This window comes from Nocardia sp. BMG111209 (assembly GCF_000381925.1).
Classification (GTDB): Bacteria; Actinomycetota; Actinomycetes; order Mycobacteriales; family Mycobacteriaceae; genus Nocardia.
Window position 1 is genome coordinate 990,902 of the sequence record NZ_KB907307.1, and the last position, 25,995, is coordinate 1,016,896.

24 protein-coding genes are annotated in these 25,995 nt (G+C 70.4%); 18 read left to right on the forward strand and 6 right to left on the reverse strand.

What is annotated here, in order from left to right:
* The first annotated feature begins 36 nt into the window (after nucleotides 1-36).
* From G361_RS0104435 to hisG, 5 genes are all read left to right on the forward strand, one after another.
* Nucleotides 37-486, forward strand: coding sequence for a hypothetical protein (locus tag G361_RS0104435; RefSeq protein WP_155981300.1), 450 nt, complete (start codon nucleotides 37-39; stop codon nucleotides 484-486).
* Nucleotides 487-527: 41 nt separating this feature from the next.
* The gene (locus tag G361_RS0104440; protein ID WP_019925848.1) at nucleotides 528-4,982 is read left to right on the forward strand and encodes a hypothetical protein; all 4,455 of its coding nucleotides are present in this window, start codon (nucleotides 528-530) and stop codon (nucleotides 4,980-4,982) included.
* Nucleotides 4,983-5,085: 103 nt separating this feature from the next.
* Nucleotides 5,086-5,898: a hypothetical protein gene (locus tag G361_RS0104445; RefSeq protein ID WP_019925849.1), complete on the forward strand. Its 813-nt coding sequence runs from the start codon at nucleotides 5,086-5,088 to the stop codon at nucleotides 5,896-5,898.
* 55 nt (nucleotides 5,899-5,953) lie between these two features.
* Nucleotides 5,954-6,217 carry a phosphoribosyl-ATP diphosphatase gene (locus G361_RS0104450; protein ID WP_019925850.1) on the forward strand — a complete coding sequence of 88 codons (264 nt, stop codon included), beginning with the start codon at nucleotides 5,954-5,956 and terminating at the stop codon, nucleotides 6,215-6,217.
* Between the two features lie 70 nt (nucleotides 6,218-6,287).
* A complete protein-coding gene (gene hisG, locus G361_RS0104455; protein WP_019925851.1) occupies nucleotides 6,288-7,139 on the forward strand; it encodes an ATP phosphoribosyltransferase in 852 nt (283 codons plus the stop codon).
* A 9-nt stretch (nucleotides 7,140-7,148) separates the two neighbouring features.
* Here the strand turns inward: hisG and G361_RS42300 are convergent, their stop codons facing one another.
* The gene (locus tag G361_RS42300; RefSeq protein WP_052172623.1) at nucleotides 7,149-8,057 is read right to left on the reverse strand and encodes a RecB family exonuclease; all 909 of its coding nucleotides are present in this window, start codon (nucleotides 8,055-8,057) and stop codon (nucleotides 7,149-7,151) included.
* Between the two features lie 92 nt (nucleotides 8,058-8,149).
* On the opposite strand from G361_RS42300, the gene G361_RS0104465 reads away from it, so the two are divergent.
* Nucleotides 8,150-8,983 (forward strand): tRNA (adenine-N1)-methyltransferase, encoded by an 834-nt coding sequence (locus G361_RS0104465; protein ID WP_019925853.1) that lies wholly within the window; start codon nucleotides 8,150-8,152, stop codon nucleotides 8,981-8,983.
* 55 nt (nucleotides 8,984-9,038) lie between these two features.
* Here the strand turns inward: G361_RS0104465 and G361_RS42305 are convergent, their stop codons facing one another.
* Nucleotides 9,039-9,482 (reverse strand): hypothetical protein, encoded by a 444-nt coding sequence (locus G361_RS42305; protein WP_019925854.1) that lies wholly within the window; start codon nucleotides 9,480-9,482, stop codon nucleotides 9,039-9,041.
* Between the two features lie 699 nt (nucleotides 9,483-10,181).
* Between G361_RS42305 and arc the strand changes: the two genes are divergently transcribed.
* Nucleotides 10,182-11,942 carry a proteasome ATPase gene (gene arc, locus G361_RS0104475; protein WP_026342680.1) on the forward strand — a complete coding sequence of 587 codons (1,761 nt, stop codon included), beginning with the start codon at nucleotides 10,182-10,184 and terminating at the stop codon, nucleotides 11,940-11,942.
* Nucleotides 11,943-12,008: 66 nt separating this feature from the next.
* Here arc and G361_RS0104480 read toward each other — a convergent pair whose 3' ends face one another.
* Nucleotides 12,009-12,731, reverse strand: a complete 723-nt coding sequence (locus G361_RS0104480; protein WP_019925856.1) for a peptidylprolyl isomerase — start codon at nucleotides 12,729-12,731, stop codon at nucleotides 12,009-12,011.
* A 130-nt stretch (nucleotides 12,732-12,861) separates the two neighbouring features.
* Nucleotides 12,862-14,301: a PLP-dependent aminotransferase family protein gene (locus tag G361_RS0104485; RefSeq protein ID WP_019925857.1), complete on the reverse strand. Its 1,440-nt coding sequence runs from the start codon at nucleotides 14,299-14,301 to the stop codon at nucleotides 12,862-12,864.
* A 122-nt stretch (nucleotides 14,302-14,423) separates the two neighbouring features.
* On the opposite strand from G361_RS0104485, the gene G361_RS0104490 reads away from it, so the two are divergent.
* The 7 genes from G361_RS0104490 to G361_RS0104520 are packed head-to-tail and all read left to right on the forward strand — an operon-like array spanning nucleotide 14,424 to nucleotide 21,574.
* On the forward strand, nucleotides 14,424-15,263 hold the full coding sequence (locus G361_RS0104490) for a nitrilase-related carbon-nitrogen hydrolase (protein ID WP_019925858.1): 840 nt from the start codon (nucleotides 14,424-14,426) through the stop codon (nucleotides 15,261-15,263).
* Complete coding sequence (gene hydA / locus G361_RS0104495) at nucleotides 15,263-16,684, forward strand: dihydropyrimidinase (RefSeq protein WP_019925859.1); 1,422 nt, start codon at nucleotides 15,263-15,265, stop codon at nucleotides 16,682-16,684. Before G361_RS0104490 ends, hydA begins: the two co-directional genes overlap by 1 nt.
* Before the next feature lie 32 nt (nucleotides 16,685-16,716).
* Nucleotides 16,717-17,754, forward strand: coding sequence for a TIGR03842 family LLM class F420-dependent oxidoreductase (locus G361_RS0104500; protein ID WP_019925860.1), 1,038 nt, complete (start codon nucleotides 16,717-16,719; stop codon nucleotides 17,752-17,754).
* A 13-nt stretch (nucleotides 17,755-17,767) separates the two neighbouring features.
* Nucleotides 17,768-18,772, forward strand: a complete 1,005-nt coding sequence (locus G361_RS0104505) for an ABC transporter permease (protein ID WP_231386780.1) — start codon at nucleotides 17,768-17,770, stop codon at nucleotides 18,770-18,772.
* A 26-nt stretch (nucleotides 18,773-18,798) separates the two neighbouring features.
* Entirely contained in the window at nucleotides 18,799-19,674 is an 876-nt protein-coding gene (locus G361_RS0104510; RefSeq protein ID WP_019925862.1) for an ABC transporter ATP-binding protein, read from the forward strand.
* Entirely contained in the window at nucleotides 19,671-20,432 is a 762-nt protein-coding gene (locus G361_RS0104515; protein ID WP_019925863.1) for an ABC transporter permease, read from the forward strand. The genes G361_RS0104510 and G361_RS0104515 overlap by 4 nt, the downstream gene beginning before the upstream one ends.
* On the forward strand, nucleotides 20,429-21,574 hold the full coding sequence (locus G361_RS0104520) for an ABC transporter substrate-binding protein (protein WP_019925864.1): 1,146 nt from the start codon (nucleotides 20,429-20,431) through the stop codon (nucleotides 21,572-21,574). The genes G361_RS0104515 and G361_RS0104520 overlap by 4 nt, the downstream gene beginning before the upstream one ends.
* 17 nt (nucleotides 21,575-21,591) lie before the next feature.
* Here the strand turns inward: G361_RS0104520 and G361_RS0104525 are convergent, their stop codons facing one another.
* Complete coding sequence (locus tag G361_RS0104525) at nucleotides 21,592-22,119, reverse strand: NUDIX domain-containing protein (RefSeq protein WP_019925865.1); 528 nt, start codon at nucleotides 22,117-22,119, stop codon at nucleotides 21,592-21,594.
* 332 nt (nucleotides 22,120-22,451) lie between these two features.
* On the opposite strand from G361_RS0104525, the gene G361_RS0104530 reads away from it, so the two are divergent.
* The 4 genes from G361_RS0104530 (at nucleotide 22,452) to G361_RS0104545 (ending at nucleotide 25,385) form a co-directional block, all read left to right on the forward strand.
* Nucleotides 22,452-23,198, forward strand: a complete 747-nt coding sequence (locus G361_RS0104530; RefSeq protein WP_019925866.1) for a LamB/YcsF family protein — start codon at nucleotides 22,452-22,454, stop codon at nucleotides 23,196-23,198.
* Nucleotides 23,195-23,824 carry an allophanate hydrolase subunit 1 gene (locus G361_RS0104535; protein ID WP_019925867.1) on the forward strand — a complete coding sequence of 210 codons (630 nt, stop codon included), beginning with the start codon at nucleotides 23,195-23,197 and terminating at the stop codon, nucleotides 23,822-23,824. The genes G361_RS0104530 and G361_RS0104535 overlap by 4 nt, the downstream gene beginning before the upstream one ends.
* A 223-nt stretch (nucleotides 23,825-24,047) precedes the next feature.
* Nucleotides 24,048-24,950, forward strand: a complete 903-nt coding sequence (locus G361_RS42310) for a biotin-dependent carboxyltransferase family protein (RefSeq protein ID WP_196814415.1) — start codon at nucleotides 24,048-24,050, stop codon at nucleotides 24,948-24,950.
* Nucleotides 24,951-24,995: 45 nt separating this feature from the next.
* Nucleotides 24,996-25,385 carry a nitroreductase family deazaflavin-dependent oxidoreductase gene (locus tag G361_RS0104545; RefSeq protein WP_019925869.1) on the forward strand — a complete coding sequence of 130 codons (390 nt, stop codon included), beginning with the start codon at nucleotides 24,996-24,998 and terminating at the stop codon, nucleotides 25,383-25,385.
* A gap of 37 nt (nucleotides 25,386-25,422) precedes the next feature.
* Here G361_RS0104545 and G361_RS0104550 read toward each other — a convergent pair whose 3' ends face one another.
* Complete coding sequence (locus G361_RS0104550; protein ID WP_019925870.1) at nucleotides 25,423-25,911, reverse strand: nitroreductase family deazaflavin-dependent oxidoreductase; 489 nt, start codon at nucleotides 25,909-25,911, stop codon at nucleotides 25,423-25,425.
* Nucleotides 25,912-25,995 lie beyond the last annotated feature (84 nt).

A 25,995-nucleotide genomic window follows, 5' to 3' on the forward strand; every position in this document is an offset into this window, starting at 1 on the left:
GAGTCCTGGTCGAGCGCATTGTCCGGGGTGGTGGCGATGACGGGCATCGAAATCGGTGCGTTGACAATCATGTATCTGATCTGGATGTGGCGGCACAAGGCCCGTCTGTCCGAAGGAGTCGGCGCACTCGTGACCGGCCGGCTACCGCTGCGGGAACTGGTCGAACTCGTCGCCGGCGAGCTGGACGACGAGGATCTGACCCGCATCCAGGACGAGGCCTGGTCCGAATCCGACGATTCCGGCGCCCGGGAACGGGCCCGGTCGGCGATCGAGCGGGCCTGCGCCAGAGATCCGAATTTTGCTGCGGCACTGCGGGATATCCTCGGCCGCGCCGAGCAGGTGGCGAAGCAGCGCGGCGACCTCCCGCCGCCGGGCACCGTCACCAATACGGTGACGGCGTCGGGTCCGGGCTCGGTCGCGGGCGTCACCGTCGGTGACGTGACCATCGGCGACATCACCATCGGTATGCCATCGGACCCCCGCTGACCGGAGCGGGGCAGCCGGCGACCGGCTCCGGTGCGGGATCGGTGCCGTCGGCCCCGGGAATCACCGCGGTCGCACCGGGTTCGGTCGCGGCCGGGCGGGCCGGAAGTGTCACTCTCATCAACTATTTCCAGATGATCGCGGCGCCGGTCCCGCCGTCGGCCGCGACCGGTCGCGCGGATCCGCCGGGCCCGACCGGCCGCTGGCGCAACGAGATTCGCGCCCATCCGATATGGACCCGGACCGCCGAGGGTGCGGCGGACCCCGAGGTCGTCGAATTCGTCGGCGGGCTCGCCCATCTCGCCGCGGCGCGCGAGCGGCAGGCCGCCGGAGATCCGTGGTGGGACGCCGAACTGCCCGAACGTGTCGGCAGGCGCGCCGGTTTCCTGGCCCGGACCGTCTTCGCCGAGTCGCCCGACGACCGGCCGACCCGGCTCGAGGCCGGTCTGCTGGCCGCATTCCCGTTCGTGCACCGGGTGTTCCGGCTGTACTGGATCGCCGCCTGCCGCGCGGTACCGGACGATCGCGGGGATCCGGAAGGTGTTGCGCCGCAGCCACAACCGGAGGGCGAGACCGGCACCTTCGCCGCGCGCGAGTTCCGCAACTTCGCCCGGACCTTCCCGCGGCTGTACCGCCGCGCCTGGGACGAGACGACGTCCGCGCCGAAGGACGAGCCGGCCGCGGAGGCGATCCGCTGGTGGATCTTCCATCGCTGGCTGGCCCGGCAGCCCGGGATCTACGAGCCGCGGCAGGTCGCCCGCGCACTGGACCTGGACCCGGCGGGCACGATCCTCGGCCTGCCCGCCGCGCCGGTGGTGGCACAACTGGCCGGACTGCTGCGGCTGCATCGGTACGGCGCCGACCAGGCAACGGATTTCGACGCCGGCCATCCGGTCGGGGTGATCTGGCCGATCGCGGAGGGGGAATCCGAGGTCCGCGTCCGCCTGATCGGCCTGATCCTCACCCTCGCCGACCGCATGGCGCTGGATCCGGCCGGGATGCCCGAGGTGGTACCCGATCACGTCGGCACCTCCGACCCGATCGATCCGGCGAGCGTACTGGCCACCGTCCGCGCCGCGACCTGGCGGGCCGGGGGCGGCGGCGCGCGCGTCCTGGTCGCCGAATGCCGCCATCCCGCACTGGAATCCGCGCTGCACGACCGGGTCCGGGAGGCCGACGAACTGGTGCGGGGCTGTCATCGGGCCGCCGCGCCGGACGGCCGGCCGGAGGGGCCGCTGCGCCTGTTGTCCCGGCTGCCCGCGCAGTTGTCGGCGGAGTCGGTCAGTGCGGGGGACCTGGCCGACGGCCCGGCCTACGACGAGGGCGGCTACTTCCAGTTCCGGCTCGCGGACGAGCGCGTGCGCGAATTGCTCATGGGCACAAGCCTGTACGGCGACCCGGCCCTGGCGATCCGGGAGCTGTACCAGAACGCGCTGGACGCCTGCCGATATCGCGACGCGCGACTGCGATGCCTGCGCGCGAAGGGCGAGACACCGCCGCCGTGGCGCGGCACGATCCACTTCGAACAGGGCATCGGTGACGACGGCCGGCCGTATCTGGACTGCGCCGACAACGGAATCGGCATGGGCCGCAACGAGATCGTGAACTCCTTCGCCCGTGCCGGGGTGCGGTTCACCGATCTGCCGGGCTACCTCGAGGAACAGTACGAGTGGGCGAGATACGGCATCGTGGTCTATCCGAACTCCCGCTTCGGCATCGGCGTGCTGAGCTATTTCATGCTCGCCGACGAGTTGATCGTCACCACCCGGCGGATGAACGCCGACGGTCGCGTCGACGATCCGCTGGAGGTGAGCATCGGCGGCCCGGACTCGCTGGCGCGGATCCGGCGGCGACCGGCGAAACCGTGGGATTGGGAGCCGGGCACCAGGATCCGGCTGATCCTGCGCCGGGACCGCCTCGACGTCAGTTGCACGGATCTGCTGCGGCGCGTGCTGTGGATCTCCGAATCCGATGTCACCGCGCGGCACGGCTCGGACGTATTGCAGTGGACCGCGGGCGAATTGGCGTCGAGTGCGCCGGTCGGCGCGGTGGACGTCTTCGCCGCCGGCCCGCTCCCGTCCGGCCCGCCGGAACTGCTCGGCGGCGCCGGGGTGTGGTGGTGCCCGACGATGGGCGCGCTGCTGGCCGACGGGGTGTGGGCCGGTCGCAGCCGGTACGGGGCCGTGGTGAATCTGACCGGTCCGCACGTCCCCCGGCTGAGCGTCGACCGCCGCGTCATGACGATCGATCCCGTCGACGAGCACACCATCGACGGTCTGCTGCGGGACCGCATCCCCGAGTTGGTGGCCCGTGGATTCCGCACCGGCACACTGCCCTGGCTGGGCATCGTCGCCGAGCACGATCCGCGCCTGGCGGATCTGATCGGCGCGGCGGTGATCGCCGATCCGGAGATTCGCTGGACGGTGGGGGAGACGGTGGTGCCGATGTCGCGCATCGGCTGTTTCCCCGCCGACGAACTGCTGGTACGGGCCTTGACGCACTGGCGGCACCGCAACGCCACCTTCCTCGGTCCCACCGCTCGGCTGCGGCAGGCGCTGGCCGATCCCTGGATCGAATGGCGCTTCGCCGCCTGGGTGGCGGCCGGGCTGGTCCCGGGATTCCGCTGGACGGCGGCGACCGGACCGCCGCCGGCCCTGCCCACCGACCACACCCTCACCGCGCCGCCGGCGCGCACCGAATCCGCCGAGGAGCCGCCCCCGGTGGCCGACCTGCTGCTGCGCGCGCGGGGTCTGGGCCGGCCCGCGGGCGAACTCGCCGATCGGCTCGCCGTGCTGGGACATCCTGCGCCCCCGGCGGATTGGCGCGCCCTGGACGCCCTCCCGCCGCGGCACCTCGATCGGTTGCTCGCGATCCTGCACGCCGATGCGGACGAGAACCAGAGCTGGCTGGATCCCGGCGATCCGGTGGCGGCGGGCCACGTCGTCGCGGCCGCCTGCCGATTCGGCCACGGCTGCGACGAGATCGCCCGGTGGCTGCGCTGCGCGGGTTACCTTGTGGCCGAACGGGTCTGGCCCCCGATCGCGGAGCGGGCCGAACTCGACATGCGGGTGGCCCTGACCGCCGGTATCCGCGACACCCGCGCGTGGACCGATCCCGCGCAACCCGTGCCACCGGGACTGGTCATCGGGGCGGCCGCACAACTGGACACCACCTGCGCGGCGATCGCCGACCACCTCCGCCGGTCGGGTTTCCGGGTCGAGCCGCGCCGCTGGCCGGAGATCGCGCTCCCGCGAGAACGATTCGACCGCGGGCTGATCCGGTTCCGGTTCGGTGCGCAGACCGCCTGGAACGATCCGGATGCCGAGGTGCCGCGCGGCCGGGTCGTCCTCGCCGCCGTCGGACTCGGCCGCGGCTGCGGCGAGGTGGCCGAGGCGCTCGGCCTGCTCGGCTATCGCGTGCCGCCGGGCCCGTGGCCGCATCCGCAGGCGGCCGACGGCCCGCTGATCAGCCGCTACCGCGACGCCCGGGCGCCCTGGCTGGATCCGGGCCTGCCGCTGCCGGCCGCGCAGGTGGTGGCGGTGGCCGCGGCCGCCCCACAGCGGACGTCGTGCCGGCGGATCGCCGACCGTTGCGCGGCCCTCGGCTTCGAGGTGCGCGAACCGGCCGGTGGCTGGCCCGATCTCGACGATGTGGACCGGCGGATGCTGGATTTCCTCTCGGACGCGCTGCACGATATCGGCGGCCCGGATCGCCTGGTCGGCGTCCCGCGCGTCTTCGCCATCGCGACGGCGGTGCACATCTCGCCGGCCGAGGTCGCCGACCGCCTGATCCGGCTCGGGCTGCGGGTGGACCCGTTGCGGTGGCGGACCCTGGACACGGCGATGGTCGGCATCCGCAATCCGGATCTGCTGCTGTTCGGTTTCAACCCGCGCAGCGCGGATCCCTTCGACGACCTCGACGTGCCGCTGGGCGGCGGGATCGCCGACTCCGCGTGGCTACTGCACCACCGGCCGGTACCGGCGGTGAAGGTCGTCCTCGCCGCGGCGGCGCTGCACCGCAGTCCGGCCGACGTCGCCGACCGGCTGCGATCCGCCGGCGTGCGGATCACGGCCCCGGCGGGGTGGCCGGTGCTCACCGACGCCGACCGGGTACTGCTCAGCGCCGAGGCGGACGGCGAATTCCCGTTCCACGACGTCGATGCCGAGATCCCCGCTGGGCAGGTGATCGCGGCGGCCGTGGTGACCGGGCGACCCGCGCGCGCCGTGGCGGCCCGGCTGGCCGAGCTCGGAGTCGTTGTGCCGCAGCATGATTGGTCCGGGGTCGGCGGCGGCACCGATCGGCCGGCCCGGGATCTGATCCTGCTCGGCAAGCGTTCCGACGGCGCGACGCACTGGCCGGACCCCCGCCGCCCGCTGCCCGCCCTCGCCGTCCTGACGGCCGCCGAACGGCTCACACTGCCGCCGCCGGAGGTCGCGCGGCGCCTCGCGCGGCTGGGTTGTCGACTTCCGGACGGAGTCGAGGTGATTCCGGACGAGTGAGTTCGCGGGTCCGCCGATTCGCCGGGCGGAGCAGGCGCGACCGGTTACTCTGCCCTGAGGGATTCGCGCGTGGTTCGCATACACGCCTCGAATGAGGGACAGGATGAACGCTGCCGAGATCGACGATTCGTACCGTTGGGAGACGACCTATTCCGGCGCCGACGGCACCGACCGGATCGATTCCGGCACAGGCCGTTTCGGCAAGGCCGACACCCTGACCGGCCGCACCTGCGATACCTTCGTCGAGGTCGGCACCGCGTTGTTCGATCTCCAGTGCGACGAGGTGACCGAGGGCCACTTCTACGACGTGCTCGACGCGCGGATCGAGGGACGGCTCGAACCGGAGATCCCGGTGCGGCGCGTGGCGCTGGTCGTGCGGGACGGCGCCGGCGCCGAGAAGGTCTCGCTCGCAGCGGATCTGGTGTATCGGACGGTGACCGGCGAGGCGATCGACCACTACCGGGAGCAGCTGGCCGAATGGGAGCGGCGCGACACCGCGCGGCGGTCGCGGCGGGCCCGCGCCACGGCCCGGCAGTCGCCCGGCCCGAAGGCGGTGTCGGCGGATCCCGGGCTGCGGCAGGTGGTCGGCACCCTGCGCGTCGAGGCGGATACGGTCCGCGACGAGATCTTCACCCCCGACCACTGCCGTGAACAGCTCGCGCTGGCGGAGAACACCGTATCGGCGGCGATGGGCGCCGAGCAGGCCGCCCGCGACCGCGGCGACGAGGTCGAGGCCGCCTACGCGCGGGCCTACGTCAACCGCTGGAAGCCCCGGATCGACCGCTGGGCGAGCATGCTGGAACTCACCCTCGAGGCGTACATGGACGCCGACGCCGTCGACACCCTGGCGGATCGGATCGCCAACCTCCCGATGCCGCCCGCCGGGGCCGAGCGCCCGGAGGATCGCCCGGCCTGACGGCCCGGATACTCGGTTGCGGGCGGTGCGCCCGTATCTGCGAGAATGACCACCCGTGAAAACTTTCGAAACCCTGTTCGCCGAGCTCCAGGATCGTGCGGTCAACCGGCCCGAAGGGTCGGGCACCGTGGCAGCGCTGGATGCCGGCGTCCACGCGCAGGGGAAGAAGGTGCTGGAGGAGGCCGGTGAGGTGTGGCTGGCCGCCGAACACGAGGGCGACGACGCGCTGGCCGAGGAGATCTCGCAGCTGCTGTACTGGGTGCAGGTGCTGATGGTCGGCCGCGGTCTGCGGCTCGAGGACGTGTACCGACATCTGTGACGGATAACCCGCCGGATGCCCGGCGGGCCGTACTCCGAATCCGTCACTCGTCCCGAAAGGACACCACCTCATGCTCCGCGTCGCAGTACCCAACAAGGGCGCGTTGTCCCAGGCCGCGGTCGAGATCCTCGCCGAGGCCGGTTATCGCAAGCGTGTCGACTCCCGCGACCTGACCGTCCTCGACGCCGCCAACAACGTCGAGTTCTACTTCCTCCGGCCCAAGGACATCGCCATCTACGTCGGCTCCGGCGAGCTGGATCTGGGCATCACCGGCCGCGATCTGGCCCTGGACTCCGGCGCGCAGGTGCACGAGCGCCTGACCCTCGGATTCGGCCGCTCGAAGTTCCGCTACGCCGCCCCCGCGGGCCACGACTGGAAGGTCGAGGATCTCTACGACAAGCGCATCGCGACCGCCTATCCGAATCTGGTGCTCACCGATCTGGCGCGCCGCGGCATTGAGGCCGAGGTGATCCGGCTCGACGGCGCGGTCGAGATCTCCATCCAGCTCGGCGTCGCCGACGCGATCGCCGATATCGTCGAATCCGGTCGCACGCTGCGCCAGCACGGCCTGGTGCCGTTCGGTGAGACCCTGTGCGATTCGGAGGCGGTGCTGATCGAGCGGGCCGGCGCCGAGCCGCACGACAAGGCCCGCAATCAACTGGTCGCCCGGATCCAGGGTGTGGTGTTCGCGCAGCAGTATCTGATGCTGGACTACGACTGCCCGAAGACGTTGCTGGACAGCGCGGTACAGATCACCCCCGGCCTGGAATCGCCGACGGTCTCGCCGCTGGCCGATACCGCGTGGGTGGCCGTGCGGGCCATGGTGCCCCGCAAACAGGGCAACGAGGTGATGGATCAGCTCGCCGACCTCGGCGCGAAGGCCATCCTGGCCACCGACATCCGCACCTGCCGCGCCTTCTGATCCGGCGGATCAGGCGGCGACGGGCCAGCCCGGATAGGGCGGCGCGGCGCCGCCGTGCGCCGGGCACAGCGGGCGGTAGTCGCAATATCGGCACCACGGGCCGGGACTGGGCGGAAATTCGCCGGTCCGGCCCGCGGCGCTGATCGCCGCCCACAGCGCCGACAGGATGCGTTCGAAGCGGAGCAGTTCCGGCTCGTCGGGGGAGTAGGTGAGGATCTGCCCGTCGGCGAGGTACAGCAGGCGCAACTGGGTGGGTGCGCGGCCGCGGGTGCGCAACATGATCGCGGCGTAGAACTTGAGCTGGAACAGCGCCCGGTTCTCCCGGCCGGGGGCGGGGGCGGGCCCGGTCTTGTAGTCGACCACGCGCAGCGCGCCGGTGGGGGCGATGTCGACCCGATCGACGTAGCCGCGCAACGGGGATCCGTCGGGGAGCATGACCTCGACCAGATGCTCGCAGGATTCGGGATCGAACGCGGTGGGATCCTCGAGCCGGTAGTAGACCCGCAGCAGTCCGCGCGCCTGGTCCAGGAAATCGGGCAGTTCACCCGGCTCGAGCAGGGTTGCGAGTTCGGGGCGATCGGCCAGCAATCGCTGCCAGGCGGGCTCGACCAGGGCCGCCGCCCGGTCGGGCACCCGTTCGCCGCTCGGTAGCCCGTACAGCGATTCCAGCACCGAGTGCACGAGTGTTCCGCGCACCAGCACGCGATCCGGCGTTTCCGGAATCCGATCGATCGCGCGTAATCGATATTTCAGCGGACAGAGGGTGAAATCTTTAGCCCGCGAGGGCGAGAGCGCGGGGGCGCGCACCGCTCGGTCACGAGAGGCGGCGCTACCGGAGTCGATGTCGGTGGCGGTGCCGGGAGGGGTCTCGGAGTCGGCTTCGGAGTCGGCTGGGGTCGGCGTCGAGTCCGCTGTCATACCTGGCAGGCTAATCGGGGGTACCGACAAAACAGGTACACCCGTATCACCGTTCGCCGCCGACCGCGGACGCCCAGCAGAACAGGAGATTCATGACGGCCAGACGGACCGGCCCCTTCGCCGCCGGTGACCGGGTGCAGTTGACCGACGCCAAGGGCCGCCAGCACACGGTTGTGCTGGACCCGGGCAAGGACTTCCACACCCACAAGGGTCAGATCAAGCACGACGATCTGATCGGTCGCGACGAGGGCAGTGTGGTCCAATCCGCCAACGGCACACCGTATCTCGCGTTGCGGCCGCTGTTGGTGGACTATGTGCTGTCGATGCCGCGGGGCGCGGCGGTCATCTATCCGAAGGATGCCGCGCAGATCGTGCACGAGGGCGACGTGTTCCCGGGTGCGCGGGTGCTGGAGGCCGGCGCCGGATCCGGGGCGCTGACCTGTTCGCTGCTGCGCGCGGTCGGGCCGGAGGGCCGGGTGCTGTCCTACGAGATCCGCGACGATCACGCCGAGCACGCGGTGCGCAATGTCGAGCGGTTCTTCGGCGAGCGGCCGGACAACTGGTCGCTGACCCTCGGCGATGTCGCCGACTACACCGGTGACCAGGTCGATCGGGCCGTCCTGGACATGCTCAAGCCCTGGGACGCGCTGCCCGCGGTGTCGAAGGCGCTGGTCCCCGGCGGCGTGCTGGTGATCTACGTGGCGACCGTGACGCAGCTGTCCGAGGTGGTGGAGGCGCTGCGGCAGCAGCAGTGCTGGACCGAGCCGCGGTCCTGGGAATCGCTGGTGCGGCCGTGGCATGTGGTGGGCCTGGCGGTGCGCCCCGAACACCGTATGCAGGGACATACCGCGTTCCTGGTGAGCGCGCGGCGCCTCGCCGACGGCGTGGTGCCGCCGAAGCCGCAGCGCCGCCCGTCGAAGGGCTGAGCCGACCCGGTCGCACCCCGCGCGCCGGCACGGGGTGCGGGGCCGGCGGCGGCGATCAGCAGGCGGCCCGGCCGAGCGCCAGGATGGTGCACGCGCTGCCGTCGGTCAGCTGCCAGCCCGCGTCGCTGTGCTGCCAGCTCATGTGGAAGCCCGGAATCGTGCCGTGCGGCGAGGAGATCGCGACCGAGGCATCGGCGTTGTCACCGGTGGCCTGCACGTCGGTGACGACGAAGCCGATCGTGCCGTAACCGGCCAGCTTGCCGGTCATGGTCTCGATGTTGGCGGCGCGCTGCTCCCCGCTGACCACCAGCTTCTCCTTGTCGGGAGTCGAGATGCCCGGATCGACGAACTGATCCAGCGTGGCCTGCAACTCCGCGGGCGCGGGCGCGGGGGTGTCGGCGGCGGCGAAGGTGCCACCGGCGGTCAGTGCGACGGCGACGCCCGCGGCGGCCAGGGCGAACCGCACGGCCCGGACGGAACGGTGGGTGGAGTTGAGCATGGTCGACACGCCTTTCGATCGAGCTGGGCAGCCGGTGACTGCCCACCGCAATTGGTTAGGTGACCCTAACACCGCGTCCGCGCCGGTGCCGGGAGGGGGCCGCCGCGAGGCGGAATCGCAGGTCCGCGGCCGGCGCCGGCGAGCCCGTGACGTCGGTCACGACGGCCGTGTCACGGCGTCGATCGCATCGTGACCGCCCGCTTTCCGGTGTGTAACGTACGCGGCGGTTGCGCGGCGCTCGCCGGGGGAGTGGAAATGCGGTCCGGGCGGGCCGGAACCCGCGATTCGCCGCACCGATTTCCGACTGGTGACAAAGTGCCCGGTGGGACGGGAGTGGCACCGGTGAACCATTGAGGCGCCGTGACCGGTCCGAAATCGCCGATACATCCCGATCGGAGCGGTTTCCGGCCCTGCCGGGCCGGGCTCCGCGCGCGAGGTTGCCGCCGAAACGCGAGCGCGAGACCACCGATTACCTGTAGAACAGGTGGAACCGGGAAAAGAACCAGGAAGGAGCGTTGTCGAGAGCGCTTTCCACTCGATGCGGTGAAATTAACTCGCCGGAAACGGGTTAGGTGAAGCTAACATGGTGGTCCGGTCGCCGACCGCAGCCTAGATGTGATCACGACGAAACCATGTCGGAAAGCGAGAACGGTTCGCGCCCGGTAGCGTTGATAGACCGGGACTGGGAGGAGCAGCATCATGAGCCCCAACGAACATTCCGATTCGGCGGCCTGGCGGGAACTCGAAGCGACTAGGGCAGAGCTGGCTGCATTGCGCAGGCAACTCGCCGACTCGCCGGATCGCGCAAGGGAATTGGAAGCCCGCATCGATTCGCTGACCATTCGCAACACCAAGCTCATGGACACCTTGAAGGAAGCCCGTCAGCAACTGGTCGCGCTCCGCGAAGAGGTGGACCGGCTGGGCCAGCCGCCCAGTGGCTACGGCATTCTACTCGATGTCTACGAAGATCAGACGGTCGATGTGTTCACCTCCGGGCGCAAGATGCGGCTGACGTGTTCGCCGAATATCGATACCGCCACCCTGCACTACGGCCAGACCGTCCGGCTGAACGAGGCGCTCACCGTCGTCGAGGCCGGCGCGTTCGACCGCACCGGTGAGATCGGCACCCTCCGCGAGATCCTCGACGACGGCCGCCGCGCCCTGGTGGTCGGCCACGCCGACGAGGAGCGGGTGGTGTGGCTGTCGGGCCCGCTGAGCCGGCTGGTCGACGTCGACGATGTCGAAGATCCGGATCGCCCGGTGCGCAAGCTGCGGCCCGGTGATTCGCTGCTGGTCGACACCAAGGCCGGATTCGCGTTCGAGCGGATCCCCAAGGCCGAGGTCGAGGATCTGGTGCTCGAGGAGGTGCCGGATGTCAACTACGAGGACATCGGCGGCCTGGGCCGGCAGATCGAGCAGATCCGCGACGCGGTGGAGCTGCCCTTCCTGCACAAGGATCTGTTCAAGGAGTACGCGCTGCGGCCGCCGAAAGGCGTGCTGCTGTACGGCCCGCCCGGCTGCGGTAAGACGCTGATCGCCAAGGCGGTGGCCAATTCGCTGGCGAAGAAGATCGCCGAGGCCCGTGGCGAGGACGCCAAGGAAGCCAAGTCGTTCTTCCTCAACATCAAGGGCCCCGAGCTGCTGAACAAGTTCGTCGGCGAGACCGAGCGGCACATCCGGATCATCTTCCAGCGCGCGCGGGAGAAGGCCTCCGAGGGCACCCCGGTGATCGTGTTCTTCGACGAGATGGACTCGATCTTCCGGACCCGTGGTTCGGGCGTGTCCTCCGATGTGGAGACCACGGTCGTGCCGCAGCTGCTGTCGGAGATCGACGGCGTCGAGGGCCTGGAGAACGTCATCGTCATCGGCGCCTCCAACCGCGAGGACATGATCGATCCGGCCATCCTGCGGCCCGGCCGCCTGGACGTGAAGATCAAGATCGAGCGGCCGGATGCCGAAGCGGCGCAGGACATCTTCTCCAAGTACCTCACCGAAACCCTGCCGCTGCACGTCGACGATCTCCAGGAGTTCGACGACGACCGCGCCAAGTGCGTGCAGGCGATGATCGAGCGGGTCGTGGAGCGGATGTACGCCGAGAGCGAGGACAACCGCTTCCTGGAGGTCACCTACGCCAACGGTGACAAGGAGGTCCTGTACTTCAAGGACTTCAACTCCGGCGCCATGATCCAGAACATCGTGGACCGCTCCAAGAAGTACGCGATCAAGTCGGTGCTCGAGACCGGCAATCCGGGCCTGCGCATCCAGCATCTCTACGATTCGATCGTGGACGAGTTCTCCGAGAACGAGGACCTGCCCAACACCACGAATCCCGATGACTGGGCCCGCATCTCGGGTAAGAAGGGCGAGCGGATCGTCTACATCCGCACGCTGGTCACGGGCAAGAACGCCTCGGCGAGCCGGGCGATCGACACCGAGTCCAACACGGGTCAGTACCTGTAAGGGTCCGAGAACGCAGGCGGCCGCGCTCCTTTCGGAGCGCGGCCGTTGCTCGTTGTGCGGGGTGGCTCAGTTCTGGTCGGCGGCAACCGAATCCAGCACCACGCCGGCGGCGGGAGCGCCGTCGGGCGAGCCGTCGGCGGTGCCGCCGCCGGCGATGTTCTGCAGTACGTCCATGCCGCCGGTGACGCGGCCGAACGGGGTGTAGTTGGCGGGCAGCTGGCTGTCCTTGTAGACCAGGAAGAACTGGCTGCCGTTGCTGTTCGGGCCGGAGTTGGCCATGGCCAGGGTGCCCGCGGGATAGACCGCGCCGGCCAGGTTCTCGTCCTGGAAGCGGTAACCGGGCCCGCCGTGACCGGTGCCGGTCGGATCGCCGCACTGCAGGACGAAGATGCCCGCGGTGGTGAGCCGGTGGCAGCGGCTGTGGTCGAAATACTGCTGCCCGGCGAGGAAGACGAACGAGTTCACCGTGTGGGGCGCGTTCGCGGCATCGAGGGAGACGGTGATCGGCCCGCAATTGGTCTGCAGGGTGGCGGAATAGCCGGAGCCGGGATCGATCGACAGTGGGGGTTCGCCCGGGAACTGCTTGCCGTTGGGCTGCCCGTCGACCGGCGCTCCGCAACCGGCGACCGCCTGGTGCAGCGGCGCCGGGGCGGCGGCGGCGTGGCCCGCCCCCAGAATTGCGATCGAGAGGCCGGCCGTCGCCAGGCCGAGCCGGCGCAGCGCGCGGGTCGGCCGGCGGTGGCGGAGCGGCTGGACGTCGAACTGCGGAGCCTGTGAATCGGTGGTCACCTGGGAAGGTCTCCTTGCATCCTGTCGCGAACGGTTGATGTTTGCCCGGCATCATTCCAGGTCGGGTGCAAGCGTGTGCAGCGAAGCCCCGGATCGATGCTCGCACAGTCGATTTGCCGTTTTCGCCCGGTCAGGCCCGGCGCACCCGGCGGTAGGCGGGCGCGGCGGCGGCCGCGGTGGCCAGCCGGCCGGCCAGCCGATCGACCCCGGGCTCGGTGACGGCCGCGACCGTGAGGCGCAGGTGGGCGACCGCGGCACGGTCGGTGACCTCGAACGGACCGCCCGGCGCGGCCTTGATCCCGGCCGCGGCGAGCGAGATCAGGGCCGCGTTCTCGTCGGCGACCGGGAGCCAGAGATTGATGCCGTCGGCGCGCGGGAGGACCGTCCCGTGGCGGGCCAGCGCCGCGCGCAGGGCGTCGCCGCGGGCCCGGTACACCGCGCGGGCGGTGGTGACGGCCCGGCGCGCGTCGTGGTCGGTGAGCATGTGTACCAGTACGCGTTGCAACAGCCGGCTGGTCCACCCCGGGCCGAGCATGCGCCGCTCGATCACCGGATCGAGCAGCGCGGCCGGTCCGGCCGCCACCGCCAGCCGCAGATCGGCGCCGTGGGATTTGGAATAGGAGCGGATGTGCACCGTCTGCTGCGGCAGCCGGGAGCCCAGCGAACGCAGCGCCCCCGCCGCGATGCCCGCGCTGTGGTCGTCCTCGATCACCACGACCGCGGTACCGGCCAGGACGGCGGCGAGTTCGCGGGCGCGCCGGCCGGTGAGCGCGGCGCCGGTCGGATTCTGGGCGCGCGGTTGCAGCAGCAGCGCCACGGGTGCGTGCGACGCCACGACGGCGGCCAATTCCGCGGGCAGCGGCCCGGATTCGTCCAGGCCCACCGGCACGGTCCGGGCGCCGAGCCGGGCGAGCAGATCGAGAAACGGTGGGAAACAAGGATTTTCGACGACAACCGCATCGCCGAAGCGGACGTGCGCGGCCAGCAGCCGGTCGACCGCGTCGATGGCGCCGTCGACGACGGTGAAACGCTCTGCGCGCCAGGGCCAATCGCTGCGCACCAGCGCCTCCATCTCGGGCAGGATCGCGGTGCCGAGATAGGTGGCGGACAGGCGGTCGATGGCGGGGTCGCGGGCGAGTACCCGCAGCGCGGCGGTGAGATCCGGCAACAGGGCCGGATCGGGTACGCCGCGCGACAGATCGATGGCGAAGGCGTCGTCGGAGGACGGGTGCAGGCGCTGGTACCGGCCGCCGGGCGGCGGATCCGGGGACGGCCCGCCGACGAAGGTACCGGCCCGGCCCCGGGCGACGATGGCGCCGGTGGCGGCCAGTGCCCGCCAGGCCTGGGTGACCGTGGCCGGTGACACCCGCAGTTCCCGGGCGACCTCCCGCACGGTGGGCAGCCGCGCACCCGGCGGCAGCGCGCCCGACCGGATCTCGTGGCGCACGGCCGCGGCGATACCCGCGGCGGTGCGATCGGTGAGTCCGGCGGTGAAACCGGCGGACGGTCCGGAACCCGCCGCGGCGCCGATCTCACCACCGGTTTCCGGAGGCCCGAATTCGGCTGGCACAGCGTAATTCTGCGGTGTGGGCGGGGGCCGGACCAGGACCGCCGGGAGTTTTAACGGCCGCGAAACTGTTTCCGTCAGATTGTTACACAACGAACGCGCTTCAGGGGGCAATATCACAAAGCATGGCGATCGTTCGAGCAGCGCTCGTCCAGACGAACTGGACCGGCGACAAAGAGTCCATGATCACGGCGCACGAGGACTACGCGCGGCAGGCCGCCGCGCAGGGCGCTCGTGTGATCTGCTTCCAGGAGTTGTTCTACGGGCCGTATTTCTGCCAGCTACAGGACGCGAAGTACTACGAGTACGCGGAATCGGTCCCCGGGCCCACCGTCGACCGGATGGCCGCGCTGGCGGCCGAACTGGGCCTGGTGATGATCGTGCCGGTGTACGAGCAGGAGCAACCCGGACTGCTCTACAACACCGCCGCGGTGATCGATGCCGACGGCCGATATCTCGGTAAGTACCGGAAACATCACATTCCGCACGTCCAGGGCTTCTGGGAGAAGTTCTATTTCCGGCCCGGCAATCTGGGCTGGCCGGTCTTCGATACCGCGGTGGGCCGGATCGGGGTGTACATCTGCTACGACCGGCATTTCCCGGAGGGCTGGCGAGCGCTGGGCCTGGCGGGTGCGGAGATCGTTTTCAACCCGTCGGCGACCTCGCGGGGACTGTCCTCGTACCTGTGGAAATTGGAACAGCCGGCGGCCGCGGTCGCGAACGAATACTTCATCGGCGCGATCAACCGGGTCGGCGTCGAGAGCGAGTACGGCGACGACGATTTCTACGGCACCAGCTATTTCGTCGATCCGGAGGGCAAATTCGTCGGTGACGTCGCCTCCGGCACCGATCCGGAACTGGTGATCCGGGATCTGGACCTGGATCTGATCAAGGTGGTGCGCGACCGCTGGGCCTTCTACCGCGATCGCCGCCCCGACGCCTACGGACCACTGGTGGAGCCCTGATGAGCACGACCCTGATTCGTGGCGGAACGGTGGTGTCCGCCACGGGATCTCAGCTTCTCGACGTCCTGATCGACGGCGAGACCATCGCCGCGGTGCTGCGTCCGGGCGCCACCGTGCTCGGCGCCGACCCGGCCGCCGTCGCCGACACGGTGATCGACGCCACCGGGAAGTACGTCATCCCCGGCGGCGTCGACGGGCACACCCATATGCAGATGCCCTTCGGCGGCACCGAGGCGTCCGACACCTTCGAAACCGGCACCCGCGCAGCGGCTTTCGGTGGCACCACCACCATCGTCGACTTCGCGGTGCAGACGCCGGGTATCCGGGTACAGGATTCGCTGGCTTCGTGGCACGAGAAGGCCGACGGGAAGTGCGCGATCGACTACGGCTTCCATCAGATCGTCGGCGACGTCACCGACGAATCCCTGAAGGGCATGGCCGAACTGGTGAGCGAGGGCGTCACCAGCTTCAAACTGTTCATGGCCTATCCGGGGGTGTTCTACTCCGACGACGGCAAGATCCTGCGCGCCATGCAGACCGCCGCCGATCTGGGCGCCCTGCTGATGATGCACGCCGAGAACGGGATCGCCATCGACGTGCTGGTCGCGCAGTCGTTGCAGCGCGGCGACACCGCGCCGTACTTCCACGGCACCTCGCGGCCGTGGCAGCTGGAGGAGGAGGCCACGCACCGGGCGATCATGCTCGCGCACGTCACCGGGGCGCCGCTGTACGTGGTGCACGTCTCGGCGAAACAGGCCCTGGAGCAGATCGCCGTGGCGCGCGGCAACGGGCAGAACGTCTTCGGCGAGACCTGTCCGCAGTACCTCTACCTGTCGCTCGAGGAACAGTTGGGCGCACCGGGTTTCGAGGGCGCCAAGTGGGTGTGCTCGACGCCGCTGCGGTCCCGCGCCGAGGGGCATCAGGACGAACTGTGGCGCTACATCCGCACCGGTGACGTCACCAGCGTGGCCACCGATCACTGCCCCTTCTGCATGAAGGATCAGAAGGAGATGGGGATCGGCGATTTCAGCAAGATCCCCAACGGGATCGGCAGCGTGGAGCATCGGATGGACCTGATGTTCCAGGGCGTCAAGGACGGCCGGATCAGCCTGGAACGCTGGGTGGACGTCTGCTGCACCACCCCGGCGCGGATGTTCGGGATGTATCCGCGCAAGGGTGTCGTCTCGCCGGGCGCCGATGCGGACCTGGTCGTGTACGACCCCAACGGGCACACCGGCATCGGGCTCGGCAGGACCCATCACATGAACATGGACTACTCGGCCTACGAGGGTTTCGAGATCGACGGTCATGTGGACACGGTGCTGTCGCGCGGGCGGGTGATCGTCGACGGCGGCGCCTATCTCGGTAACGCCGGGTACGGCCGCTTCGTGCGCCGCGACCTGTCCCAGAACCTCCTCTGAGCAACCACCGGAACCGAGAAGGAGGGCGTCCCATGGACATCGGCGTGGTGTTGCAGTGCACACCGCCGTCGTCGCGGGTGGTCGAGCTCGCGAGAGTGGCGGAGACACACGGTTTCTCGCACGTGTGGACGTTCGACTCGCATCTGTTGTGGCAGGAGCCGTACGTCATCTACAGCCGGATCCTCGCCGTCACCCGCAAGGTGATGGTGGGGCCGATGGTGACCAATCCGTCGACGCGGGACTGGACGGTCACCGCGTCGACGTTCGCGACCCTCAACGAGATGTACGGCAATCGCACCATCTGCGGTATCGGCCGGGGCGATTCGGCGGTCCGTACCCTCGGCGGCCGGCCCGCGAATCTGGCGACGCTGCGTGAATCCATCGCGGTGATCCGGGAACTGGGCAACGGCCGCAGCGCTCGCGTCGGCGACACCACCGTCCGGTTCCCGTGGGCCGCGGACTCCCGGCTCGAGGTGTGGGCGGCCGGATACGGCCCGCGCGCACTGGATCTCACCGGTGAGGTCGCCGACGGCTTCATCCTGCAACTGGCCGATCCGGACATCGCTGCGTGGACGATCGCCCGGGTCCGGGCCGCCGCCGAACGCGCCGGTCGCGACCCGGCGGCGGTGTCGATCTGTGTGGCCGCCCCCGCCTACGTGACCGACGGTTCGGTCGCCGCGCTGAAACACGCTCGGGAGCAATGCCGCTGGTTCGGCGGCATGGTCGGCAACCACGTGGCCGACATCGTCGCGAAATACGGCGCGGACAGCGATGTTCCGGCCGCGCTCACCGAATATATCGCCGGCCGTACCGGTTACGACTACAACCAGCACGGCCGGGCCGGCAACACCCATGCCGACTTCGTGCCGGACGCCATCGTGGACCGGTTCTGCCTGCTCGGCACCCCCGACGAACACCTGGCCCGGCTGCGCGAACTGGAGGCCCTCGGCGTCGACCAGTTCGCCGTCTACCTCCAGCACGACGCCAAGACCGCCACCCTGGAGGCCTACGGCGAGCAGATCCTGCCGCGCCTGCCCGCGCCGGTGACCGCGACCGAGAGCGCGTCATGAGCGAGGTCCACTCGTGTTGCGTAGCGCTGCCGGGAAGTCGCGCGGCCTGGTCCGCGGCGTCGGCGCGCGGCCTCGGGGGCGTGCCATGACCGTGGTGGACGATGTCGTCGATATCGTGGTGGCACAGCAGGAATCGGCGAACGAGCGGGGGCGCGTCGGGCGGCGGTTCGTGCGGTGGCTGTATCCGGTGGCCGCTTTCGTGCTGGTGGCGGTGGTCTGGGAGCTGATCAAGGATCTGGTGCCCGCCCAGGGTGTGAGCGTCGGCGGGCAGCGGGTGCTGCCGCGCACCACCGACGGGGCGCTGCCGCACATGTGGGCGGTGCTCACCGTGCTGGGGGAGCGGGACGGGCATCGGACCGTCGGTGAAACACTGTTGCACACCGCCGGTTTCACCTTCGGGCTGGCACTGCTGGCGCTGGTGCTGGGCACCGTGGTCGGGGTGGCGCTGGCGGTGGTGATGCAGCGGTTCGCCTGGGTGGAGCGCGGGCTGCTGCCGTATGTCGTGGTGTCGCAGACGGTTCCGTTGATCGCGCTGGCGCCGCTGGTGGCGGGCTGGGGTGGGCGGATCGCGATCGGCGGGCAGCCGTGGCAGCCCTGGATGAGCATCGTGGTGATCGCCGCCTATCTGGTGTTCTTCCCGGTCGCCATCGGCACGCTGCGTGGCCTGCAGTCGCCGTCGCAGGCGGCCGTGGAACTGCTGCACAGTTTCGCGGCGGGCCGGTGGGCGACGCTGCTGCGGCTGCGGTTGCCCGCGGCGGTGCCGTATCTGCTGCCCGCGCTGCGGCTGGCGGCCGCGGCGTCGGTGATCGGCGCGGTGGTCGCGGAGATCTCCACCGGTACCGCCGGCGGTATCGGCCGGCAGATCATCGTCTTCTCGCAGCAGTCCACCGGGAACGCCGCCCGGCTGTACGCGGCCGTGTTCGCCGCGGCCCTGCTCGGAGTGCTGCTGACCGGCCTGGTCTCGCTCGCCGAACTGGCCCTGCGCCGGTACAGCCGCCCGGCCGGCGCCGCTCGATGAATTCGCTCGTCACGGAAAGTGTTGTCATGGAAGTGAATACGGACCCGGCCGGGGTCGCGGCCGTCGAGCTGAGCGGGGTGGGGAAGGTGTATCCCGCCGGTGCGGTGACGGCGTTGCGCGACATCACGCTGACGGTGGCGGCGGGGGAGTTCGTCTCGCTGATCGGTCCGTCCGGGTGCGGCAAGTCGACCCTGCTGCGGATCGTCGCCGATCTGGAGCAGCCGACCTCGGGAACCGTTGCGGTGCACGGCAAGTCGCCGCATCGGGCGCGGCTGGACCAGGACTACGGCATCGCCTTCCAGCAGGCCGGGCTGCTGGACTGGCGGACGGTGCAGGAGAACGTCGAACTGCCGCTGGAACTGCACAGGGTAGCCAAGCGCGAACGGCGTGCCCGCAGTGCGGAATTGCTGGAGATGACCGGTCTGGCAGACTTCGCTCGCCGATTTCCCGGCGAGCTGTCCGGCGGTATGCAGCAGCGGGTGGCCATCGCCCGCGCGCTGGCCCGCAAACCCCCGCTGCTGCTGATGGACGAACCCTTCGGCGCCCTCGACGAGATGACCCGGGAACGCATGCAGGGCGAACTGCTTCGCATCACCGGCGAAACCGGTGCGGCCGTGGTCTTCGTGACGCATTCGATTCCGGAGGCGGTGTTCCTGTCCGACCGCGTCGTGGTGATGTCGCCACGGCCGGGCCGGATCACGGCGATCATCGAGACCGGCAGTCCGGGCCGCACGGCTCCCGCCGATGTCGACATCCGCGCCGACGAGACGTTCTTCGAGGCCGTGGCGGCGGTCCGGGAGGCACTGCGTCGCGGGCACGACCCGGCGCCGGATTCGGCATCGGGTGCCGAATCCCTCGTGTCGGCCGAACGAAACGCTGTGTCGGGCAGGGATGTTCGATGAAGGTGTGGCTCCCGCCGATCGCGGTGGGCGTGTTGTTGCTGGCCGTGTGGCAGCTGCTGACGGTCGCCGCCGGGCTGCCGTCGTTCCTGTTGCCCGCCCCCAGCGCCATCGCCGCGGCGATCGGCGACAACGGGCACAACATCGTTGCGGCCGCGCTCGCCACCGGTGGTAACGCGCTGGTCGGGCTGGTGGCCGGCGCGCTGCTCGGCATCGTCGCGGCGGCGCTGGCGGTGCGGTTCGCGCCGGTGGACGGGCTGCTCGGGCCGCTGGCGGCCGCGGCGGCCGCAGTGCCGATCGTCGCGCTCGCGCCGCTGCTGAACTCGATGTATTCCACCACCACCGATCTGCCGCGGCGGCTGGTCGCGACGATCGTGGTGTTCTTCCCCGTCTACGTCAGCACGCTGAAGGGCCTGCGGCAGGTGCCGCGGGTGCACGCGGATCTGATGACCGCCTACGCCGCCACCGGCTGGCAGATCACCCGTACCGTGCGGCTGCCGGCGGCGCTGCCGCATCTGTTCACCGGGCTGCGGATCGCTGCACCCGGCGCGGTCATCGCCGCGCTCATCGCCGAATACTTCGGCGGCCTGCAACACGGCCTGGGCAGCCGGATCACCTCCGCGGCGGCGAATACCGCCTACCCGCGGGCGTGGGCCTATGTGGCCGCCGCGATGGTGCTCGGCCTGCTGTTCCTGGCGGCCGTGCTGCTCCTCGAACGACTCACCCGTCGGCCCCGCATCATCGGATGGAGAAGGAAATGATCACCCGCACACGGACATTGCGCGCCTGTCTGGGGGTGGTGGCCATCGGCCTGGCCACCCTCACCGGATGTAGTACCACCTCGGACACCACGAACGCGACCTCGCAGTCGGGCCTCACCACGGTGAAGTTGCAGTTGCAGTGGTTCAAACAGGGCCAGTTCGCGGGCTATCTGGCGGCCGTCGACCAGGGCTTCTACAAGGAGCAGGGGCTGGACGTCCGGATCCTCGACGGCGGTACCGATATCGTGCCGCAGACGGTACTGGCACAGGGCCAGGCCGACTACGCGATCGCGTGGGTGCCGAAGGCGCTGGCCTCGCGCGAGGCCGGGGCCGGGATCACCGATGTCGCTCAGGTGTACCGGCGTTCGGGTACGAAACAGGTGGCGTTCAAGTCCGCGAACATCACCGGGCCCGCCGGCCTGAAGGGTAAGAAGGTCGGAAACTGGGGCTACGGCAACGAATTCGAGCTGTTCGCCGGTATGACGAAGGCGGGGCTGGATCCGGCGAAGGATGTCACCCTGGTGCAGCAGCAGTTCGACATGAACGCCTTCCTGTCGCACGATATCGATGCCGCGCAGGCGATGTCGTACAACGAGTACGCGCAGCTGCTCGAGGTGAAGAATCCGGCCACCGGAAAGCTGTACACGGCAGACGATTTCACCACGATCGACTGGAACGATCAGGGCGTGGCCATGTTGCAGGACGCGATCTGGGCCAACACCGCGAAGCTGAAGGACAGCGCCTATCAGGACCGGACGGTGAAATTCATCGCGGCGTCGCTGAAGGGCTGGGCGTTCTGCCGCGATCATGTGGACAAGTGCCGCGACATCACGGTCGCGGCCGGCTCGACGCTGGGCGCCAGCCATCAGCAGTGGCAGATCAACGAGGTCAACAAGCTGATCTGGCCGGCGCCCGGCGGGGTCGGCACGATCGATAAGGACGCCTGGGACCGGACGGTCGGGATCGCGGAGCAGACGAAGAATCAGGAGGGCCACACGGTGCTGACGAAGGCGCCGGACGCCGACGCCTATACGAACGAGTACGTCACCAAGGCGCTGGATCTGCTGAAGACCCAGGGCGTGGACGTCACCGGCACCGGATTCCAGGCACAGGCGGTGACGCTGGCCGAGGGCGGCAAGTAGCCGGCCGAGCGCGCACCTCAACGGGGTGCGCGCAACACCTCCGGGAGGACCACGCGGGTGTCGGGCACGAACGGCCACCGCGGATCCGCCAGGTGTTCGAGCAATTCCGCGTCGGTCCACCACCAACCGTCGGCGACCTCCTCGGGCTGATGCCGGAACGGCCCGTCGTGACGCACCTCGTAGGCGAACACGTGACAGCGCATCGGCCGCCCGGCCCACTGCCCGTCCCAGGCGACGCGCGCTCGCGGCGCGGGGGTCTCGTCGCCCGGTCCGAGTTCGACGCCGAGTTCCTCGGCCAGTTCCCGCACCGCGGCGACGGCCGGATCCTCGCCCGGCCCGACCACGCCACCCGCCAGGCAGTCGTGCATACCGGCGAACACGGATTTGGTCTCGGTGCGGCGGTGCACGTACACCCGGTCGCCGTCGCGGGAACGCACCAGCACCCCGGCGCTGGCATGCCACAGTCCGCGCTCGTAGACGACCGCGCGTTCCTCGGCGCCGACGGGCCGACCGGCGGCGTCGTAGACCGCGATCACCTCGCTCATCGGTCACCCCGGGCGGCCCGGGTCCCGTCGCCGTCGATGGATGTGCCGGACGGCGTCGTCATCCCGGGTCTCCTCGTCTGCCGGTCGTATTTCCCGCCCGAGGTTACCGGGGAATGCCGGGCCGACCGAACGATCCGTTCGGGGTGCTCGGACGTTCACCTGCTCCCCGCTCGGCGCCGGATACCCGGCCTCGACACCGTCGCGCCCCGAGAGTGCCATGCTGTTCGCAGCGGTCGGATACGCGGTCGCGGTGCGCGCGGTTCGGCCCGGCCGAGACGCGCGGGCACGGACCGGACCGGGGCGAGGACGGCGTGGAGAGGCGGACAGCGGCGATGATCGATCTGAACAGTGACCTCGGTGAGGGCTTCGGCGCCTGGTCGATGGGTGACGACATCGCCCTGCTGGACGTCGTGACCAGCGCGAACATCGCCTGCGGTTTCCACGCCGGGGATCCGTCGATCATGCGGCGGACCTGTGCGGCGGCCGTCGAACGCGGGGTGCGGATCGGCGCGCACGTCTCCTACCGGGATCTCGCCGGATTCGGCCGCCGCGCGATCGCGGTGTCGCCGAGGGAACTGGCCGACGAAAACCTGTACCAGATCGGGGCATTGGACGCGTGCGCGCGGGCGGCCGGAGATCGGGTCCGGTATGTGAAACCGCATGGGGCGCTGTACCATTCGGCCGCCGCCGATCCGGAGATCGCGACGGCGGTGGTGTCGGCGCTCACCGCGTTCGGCGGCCTCGCCCTGCTCGGACCGCCGGGCTCGGAACTCGAGCACGCGGCCGCCGCGGCCGGAATCCCCTTCCACGCCGAGGGATTCGCCGACCGGGGATACTCGCCGGCCGGAACCCTGGTGCCGCGCGGCGCACCCGGCGACATCCTGCACCCGATGGACGCGGTGGCCCAGGCCCTCTCGATCGCCGTCGGCGGCACGGCCCGGGACGCGACCGGCGCCGACGTGCCGGTCGCGGTCCGAAGCCTGTGTGTGCACGGCGATTCGCCCAGCGCGGTGGCGATGGCCCGGTCCATCCGGGACGTACTGACCGGCGAGGGCGTCGAGTTGCGGGCCTTCACATGACCGGATTGCGGATCCGCCCGGCCGGTGATCGCGCACTGCTGCTGGAACCACCGGACCGGGATGCGCTGGCGGCGTTGACCGGTCGACTGCGGGAGCGGACGGTCGACGGCGTCGCCGACATCCTCCCGGCCGCCCGGACCGTCCTGGTGACCCTGTCGCCCGGCTCGGACCCCGACGCCGTGGCCCAGCTGTTGCGGGAGGCGGCGGCGAGCGCACCTCCCGGCGGAGACCACGACAGCGGCGAGCCGATCGTGATCCCGGTGCACTACGACGGCGCCGATCTCCCCGATGCCGCACGGCTGCTGGGTATTTCGGAGCAGGAGCTGATCGCCCGCCACGCCGGATACGAATGGCATTGCGCCTTCGTCGGTTTCGCCCCCGGATTCGGCTACCTCGAAGCGCCGCAGGCGAATCTGTCGGTCCCGCGCCGGGATCGGTCGCTCACCGCGGTACCCGCCGGATCCGTCGCCCTGGCCGGCGGTTACAGCGCCGTCTACCCCCGCCGCTCACCCGGCGGCTGGCAGCTCATCGGCCACACCGACACCGTCCTCTGGGACCTCACCCGCCCGGACCCGGCCCTGCTCCGCCCCGGCAGCCGGGTGCGCTTCGCCGTGGCCGATCGATGAGTGCGCGAAATCCGGACGGGTCGCGCCGCTCGCGGCGGGGTGCCGCCGGGTGGTCGGCCCGCAGGCCGGACGGGTGCCGTTGCCGTCGGCCGGCGAGTGGCGGGTGTGTGGACCCGGCGTGGCCCCCGCGGCCGGGTGGCGGGTGGCCGCGGAGCCGGGTGGGATCGGTTGGTGCGGTGTCGATTTCGGATGTGGTGGGGGCCACGGCTGTGCGGTCGGTGCGGTGAGCGGCAGGGTGCGGGTGGTGGCGCCGGGGGTGTTCAGCACGATCCAGGATCGGGGGCGGGCCGGGTGGTTCCACGCCGGGGTCGGGGTGTCCGGGGCGGCGGATCGGGCGTCGTTCGCGCTGGCGAATCGCTTGGTGGGCAACGACGAATCGGCCGCCGCGATCGAATGTGTGCTCGGTGGGCTGTGGGTGGAGGTCGACGGGCCGATGGTGGCGGCCGTGACCGGTGCGCCGGTGCCGATCAGTGTCGACGGGCGGGCCGAGCCGCCGGCGTCGGTGCTGTATCTGCGGCGGGGTAGCCGGTTGCGGCTGGGTACGGCGGCGGCGGGGTTGCGATGTTATCTGGCGGTGCGTGGTGGGTTCGAGCCGCCGGCGGTGCTGGGGTCGCGCAGTCGCGACACGCTGGCCGGGATCGGGCCGGAGCCGCTCGCGGCCGATACCGAACTCCCGGTCGGCACGGCGCCGCGGGGCTGGCCGGAGGTGGCGGTCGCGCCGGTCGCGCCGATGACGACGGGGACGGTGACGGCCCGGGTGTGGATCGGTCCGCGCGACGACCGGTTCACCCGGCCCGGCGATCTGTGTGCCGGGACCTGGCGGGTGTCCGCCGATATCGATCGGGTCGGGGTGCGGCTGGATCGAGCCGACGGGCCGCCGCTGGTCCGCCGGGACACCACGGAACTGCCGACCGAGGGGATGCCGTTGGGGGCGATCCAGGTGCCGCCCTCGGGGCAGCCGGTCGTCTTCCTCGCCGATCACCCGATCACCGGCGGTTATCCGGTGGTGGGGACGGTCGTGGACGCGGACGTCGACCTGTTCGCCCAGGTGCGGCCGGGGCAACTGGTGCGATTCCGGAACGACACGCAACCGCGGCGTGGCGGCGGTCCGGTTCGCGTACCGTGAGAGGTGCTGTGACACCGAGACTCGAGTCATCGAGAGGGGACGCACATGCCGCTGCCGCAGGGTCTGGCGAAGTTCAACCGGGTCGTGACCAATCAGATCACCGGGGTGGTCGCCGGTCGGCTGCCCGGATTCGGGATCGTCGTACACACCGGGCGGAAATCCGGCCGGGTCTACCGGACACCGGTCAACGTGTTCGTCCACGACGGCCGGTACCGGATCGCACTGACCTACGGGCCCGGTTCGGACTGGGTCCGGAATGTGCTGGCCGCCGGGCGATTCGAGCTCGAGTCCGCCGGGCACACCCTCACGCTCACCGACCCGGTCGTGCAGCACGATCCGGATTCGCGCTGGGCGCCGATCGGGGTGCGGCAGGTGCTCGGCGCGGTGTCGGCGCCGGACTTCCTGGAGGCCCGCCGGGGGGATGCGCCGGCCTGATCCGGTTCGTGCGCAGTGGATTTCGCGTGAGTCGTGATCAGCGCGGGGTCAGCTGGACGATCGCGCCGCCGAGTTGCCAGGTCTGGTAGAGATCGGCCTTGTTCGGGTTGCCGTCGGCGTCGAAGCCGATGCCGTTGTACCTGGCGTTCTGCCGGTTGTCGCGGGCGACGACCTCGTACAGCCGCTGCACGTTCTCGGCGTCGGTGAAGACCTTCGCGTCGGCGGTGCGGCGCGGGCCGCCGGTCGAGATCTGTACCGGTACGTCCGCGCGCAGATTGCGCACCCACGGATGTTTGCGGGCGCCGATCACCAGCGCGCCGTCGTGGCGGGTGTAGGCCAGCGGGATCGCGTACTCCTTGCCGGTCTTGCGACCCACCACGTACAGGATCAGCAGGCGCCGTCCGACCAGGCCGCCGAGTACGGGCAGGCGGAACAGTCCGCGCACGAAACGATTCACGAGGTGCTGGCGGCCGTTCATCGGCATCGGGCCGGAGGTGGACGGCGTGCCGTACGGGTTGGTGGTCATCGCATACCTCCTTTCCACTCGATCCTGCGCCGCGCCGCCCCGCCCGGCAACCGCGCGGCGGCGACGCGCCCGCCGGCTGCGCGG

Bases quoted from the DNA above. Each gene is read 5' to 3' on its own strand.
- G361_RS0104435 (WP_155981300.1), top strand. From the start codon at position 37: ATGACGGGCATCGAAATCGGTGCGTTGACAATCATGTATCTGATCTGG.
- G361_RS0104445 (WP_019925849.1), top strand. From the start codon at position 5,086: ATGAACGCTGCCGAGATCGACGATTCGTACCGTTGGGAGACGACCTAT.
- hisG (WP_019925851.1), top strand. From the start codon at position 6,288: ATGCTCCGCGTCGCAGTACCCAACAAGGGCGCGTTGTCCCAGGCCGCG.
- G361_RS42300 (WP_052172623.1), bottom strand. From the start codon at position 8,057: ATGACAGCGGACTCGACGCCGACCCCAGCCGACTCCGAAGCCGACTCC.
- G361_RS0104465 (WP_019925853.1), top strand. From the start codon at position 8,150: ATGACGGCCAGACGGACCGGCCCCTTCGCCGCCGGTGACCGGGTGCAG.
- G361_RS42305 (WP_019925854.1), bottom strand. From the start codon at position 9,482: ATGCTCAACTCCACCCACCGTTCCGTCCGGGCCGTGCGGTTCGCCCTG.
- arc (WP_026342680.1), top strand. From the start codon at position 10,182: ATGAGCCCCAACGAACATTCCGATTCGGCGGCCTGGCGGGAACTCGAA.
- G361_RS0104490 (WP_019925858.1), top strand. From the start codon at position 14,424: ATGGCGATCGTTCGAGCAGCGCTCGTCCAGACGAACTGGACCGGCGAC.
- hydA (WP_019925859.1), top strand. From the start codon at position 15,263: ATGAGCACGACCCTGATTCGTGGCGGAACGGTGGTGTCCGCCACGGGA.
- G361_RS0104500 (WP_019925860.1), top strand. From the start codon at position 16,717: ATGGACATCGGCGTGGTGTTGCAGTGCACACCGCCGTCGTCGCGGGTG.
- G361_RS0104510 (WP_019925862.1), top strand. From the start codon at position 18,799: ATGGAAGTGAATACGGACCCGGCCGGGGTCGCGGCCGTCGAGCTGAGC.
- G361_RS0104515 (WP_019925863.1), top strand. From the start codon at position 19,671: ATGAAGGTGTGGCTCCCGCCGATCGCGGTGGGCGTGTTGTTGCTGGCC.
- G361_RS0104520 (WP_019925864.1), top strand. From the start codon at position 20,429: ATGATCACCCGCACACGGACATTGCGCGCCTGTCTGGGGGTGGTGGCC.
- G361_RS0104525 (WP_019925865.1), bottom strand. From the start codon at position 22,119: ATGAGCGAGGTGATCGCGGTCTACGACGCCGCCGGTCGGCCCGTCGGC.
- G361_RS0104530 (WP_019925866.1), top strand. From the start codon at position 22,452: ATGATCGATCTGAACAGTGACCTCGGTGAGGGCTTCGGCGCCTGGTCG.
- G361_RS0104535 (WP_019925867.1), top strand. From the start codon at position 23,195: ATGACCGGATTGCGGATCCGCCCGGCCGGTGATCGCGCACTGCTGCTG.
- G361_RS0104545 (WP_019925869.1), top strand. From the start codon at position 24,996: ATGCCGCTGCCGCAGGGTCTGGCGAAGTTCAACCGGGTCGTGACCAAT.
- G361_RS0104550 (WP_019925870.1), bottom strand. From the start codon at position 25,911: ATGACCACCAACCCGTACGGCACGCCGTCCACCTCCGGCCCGATGCCG.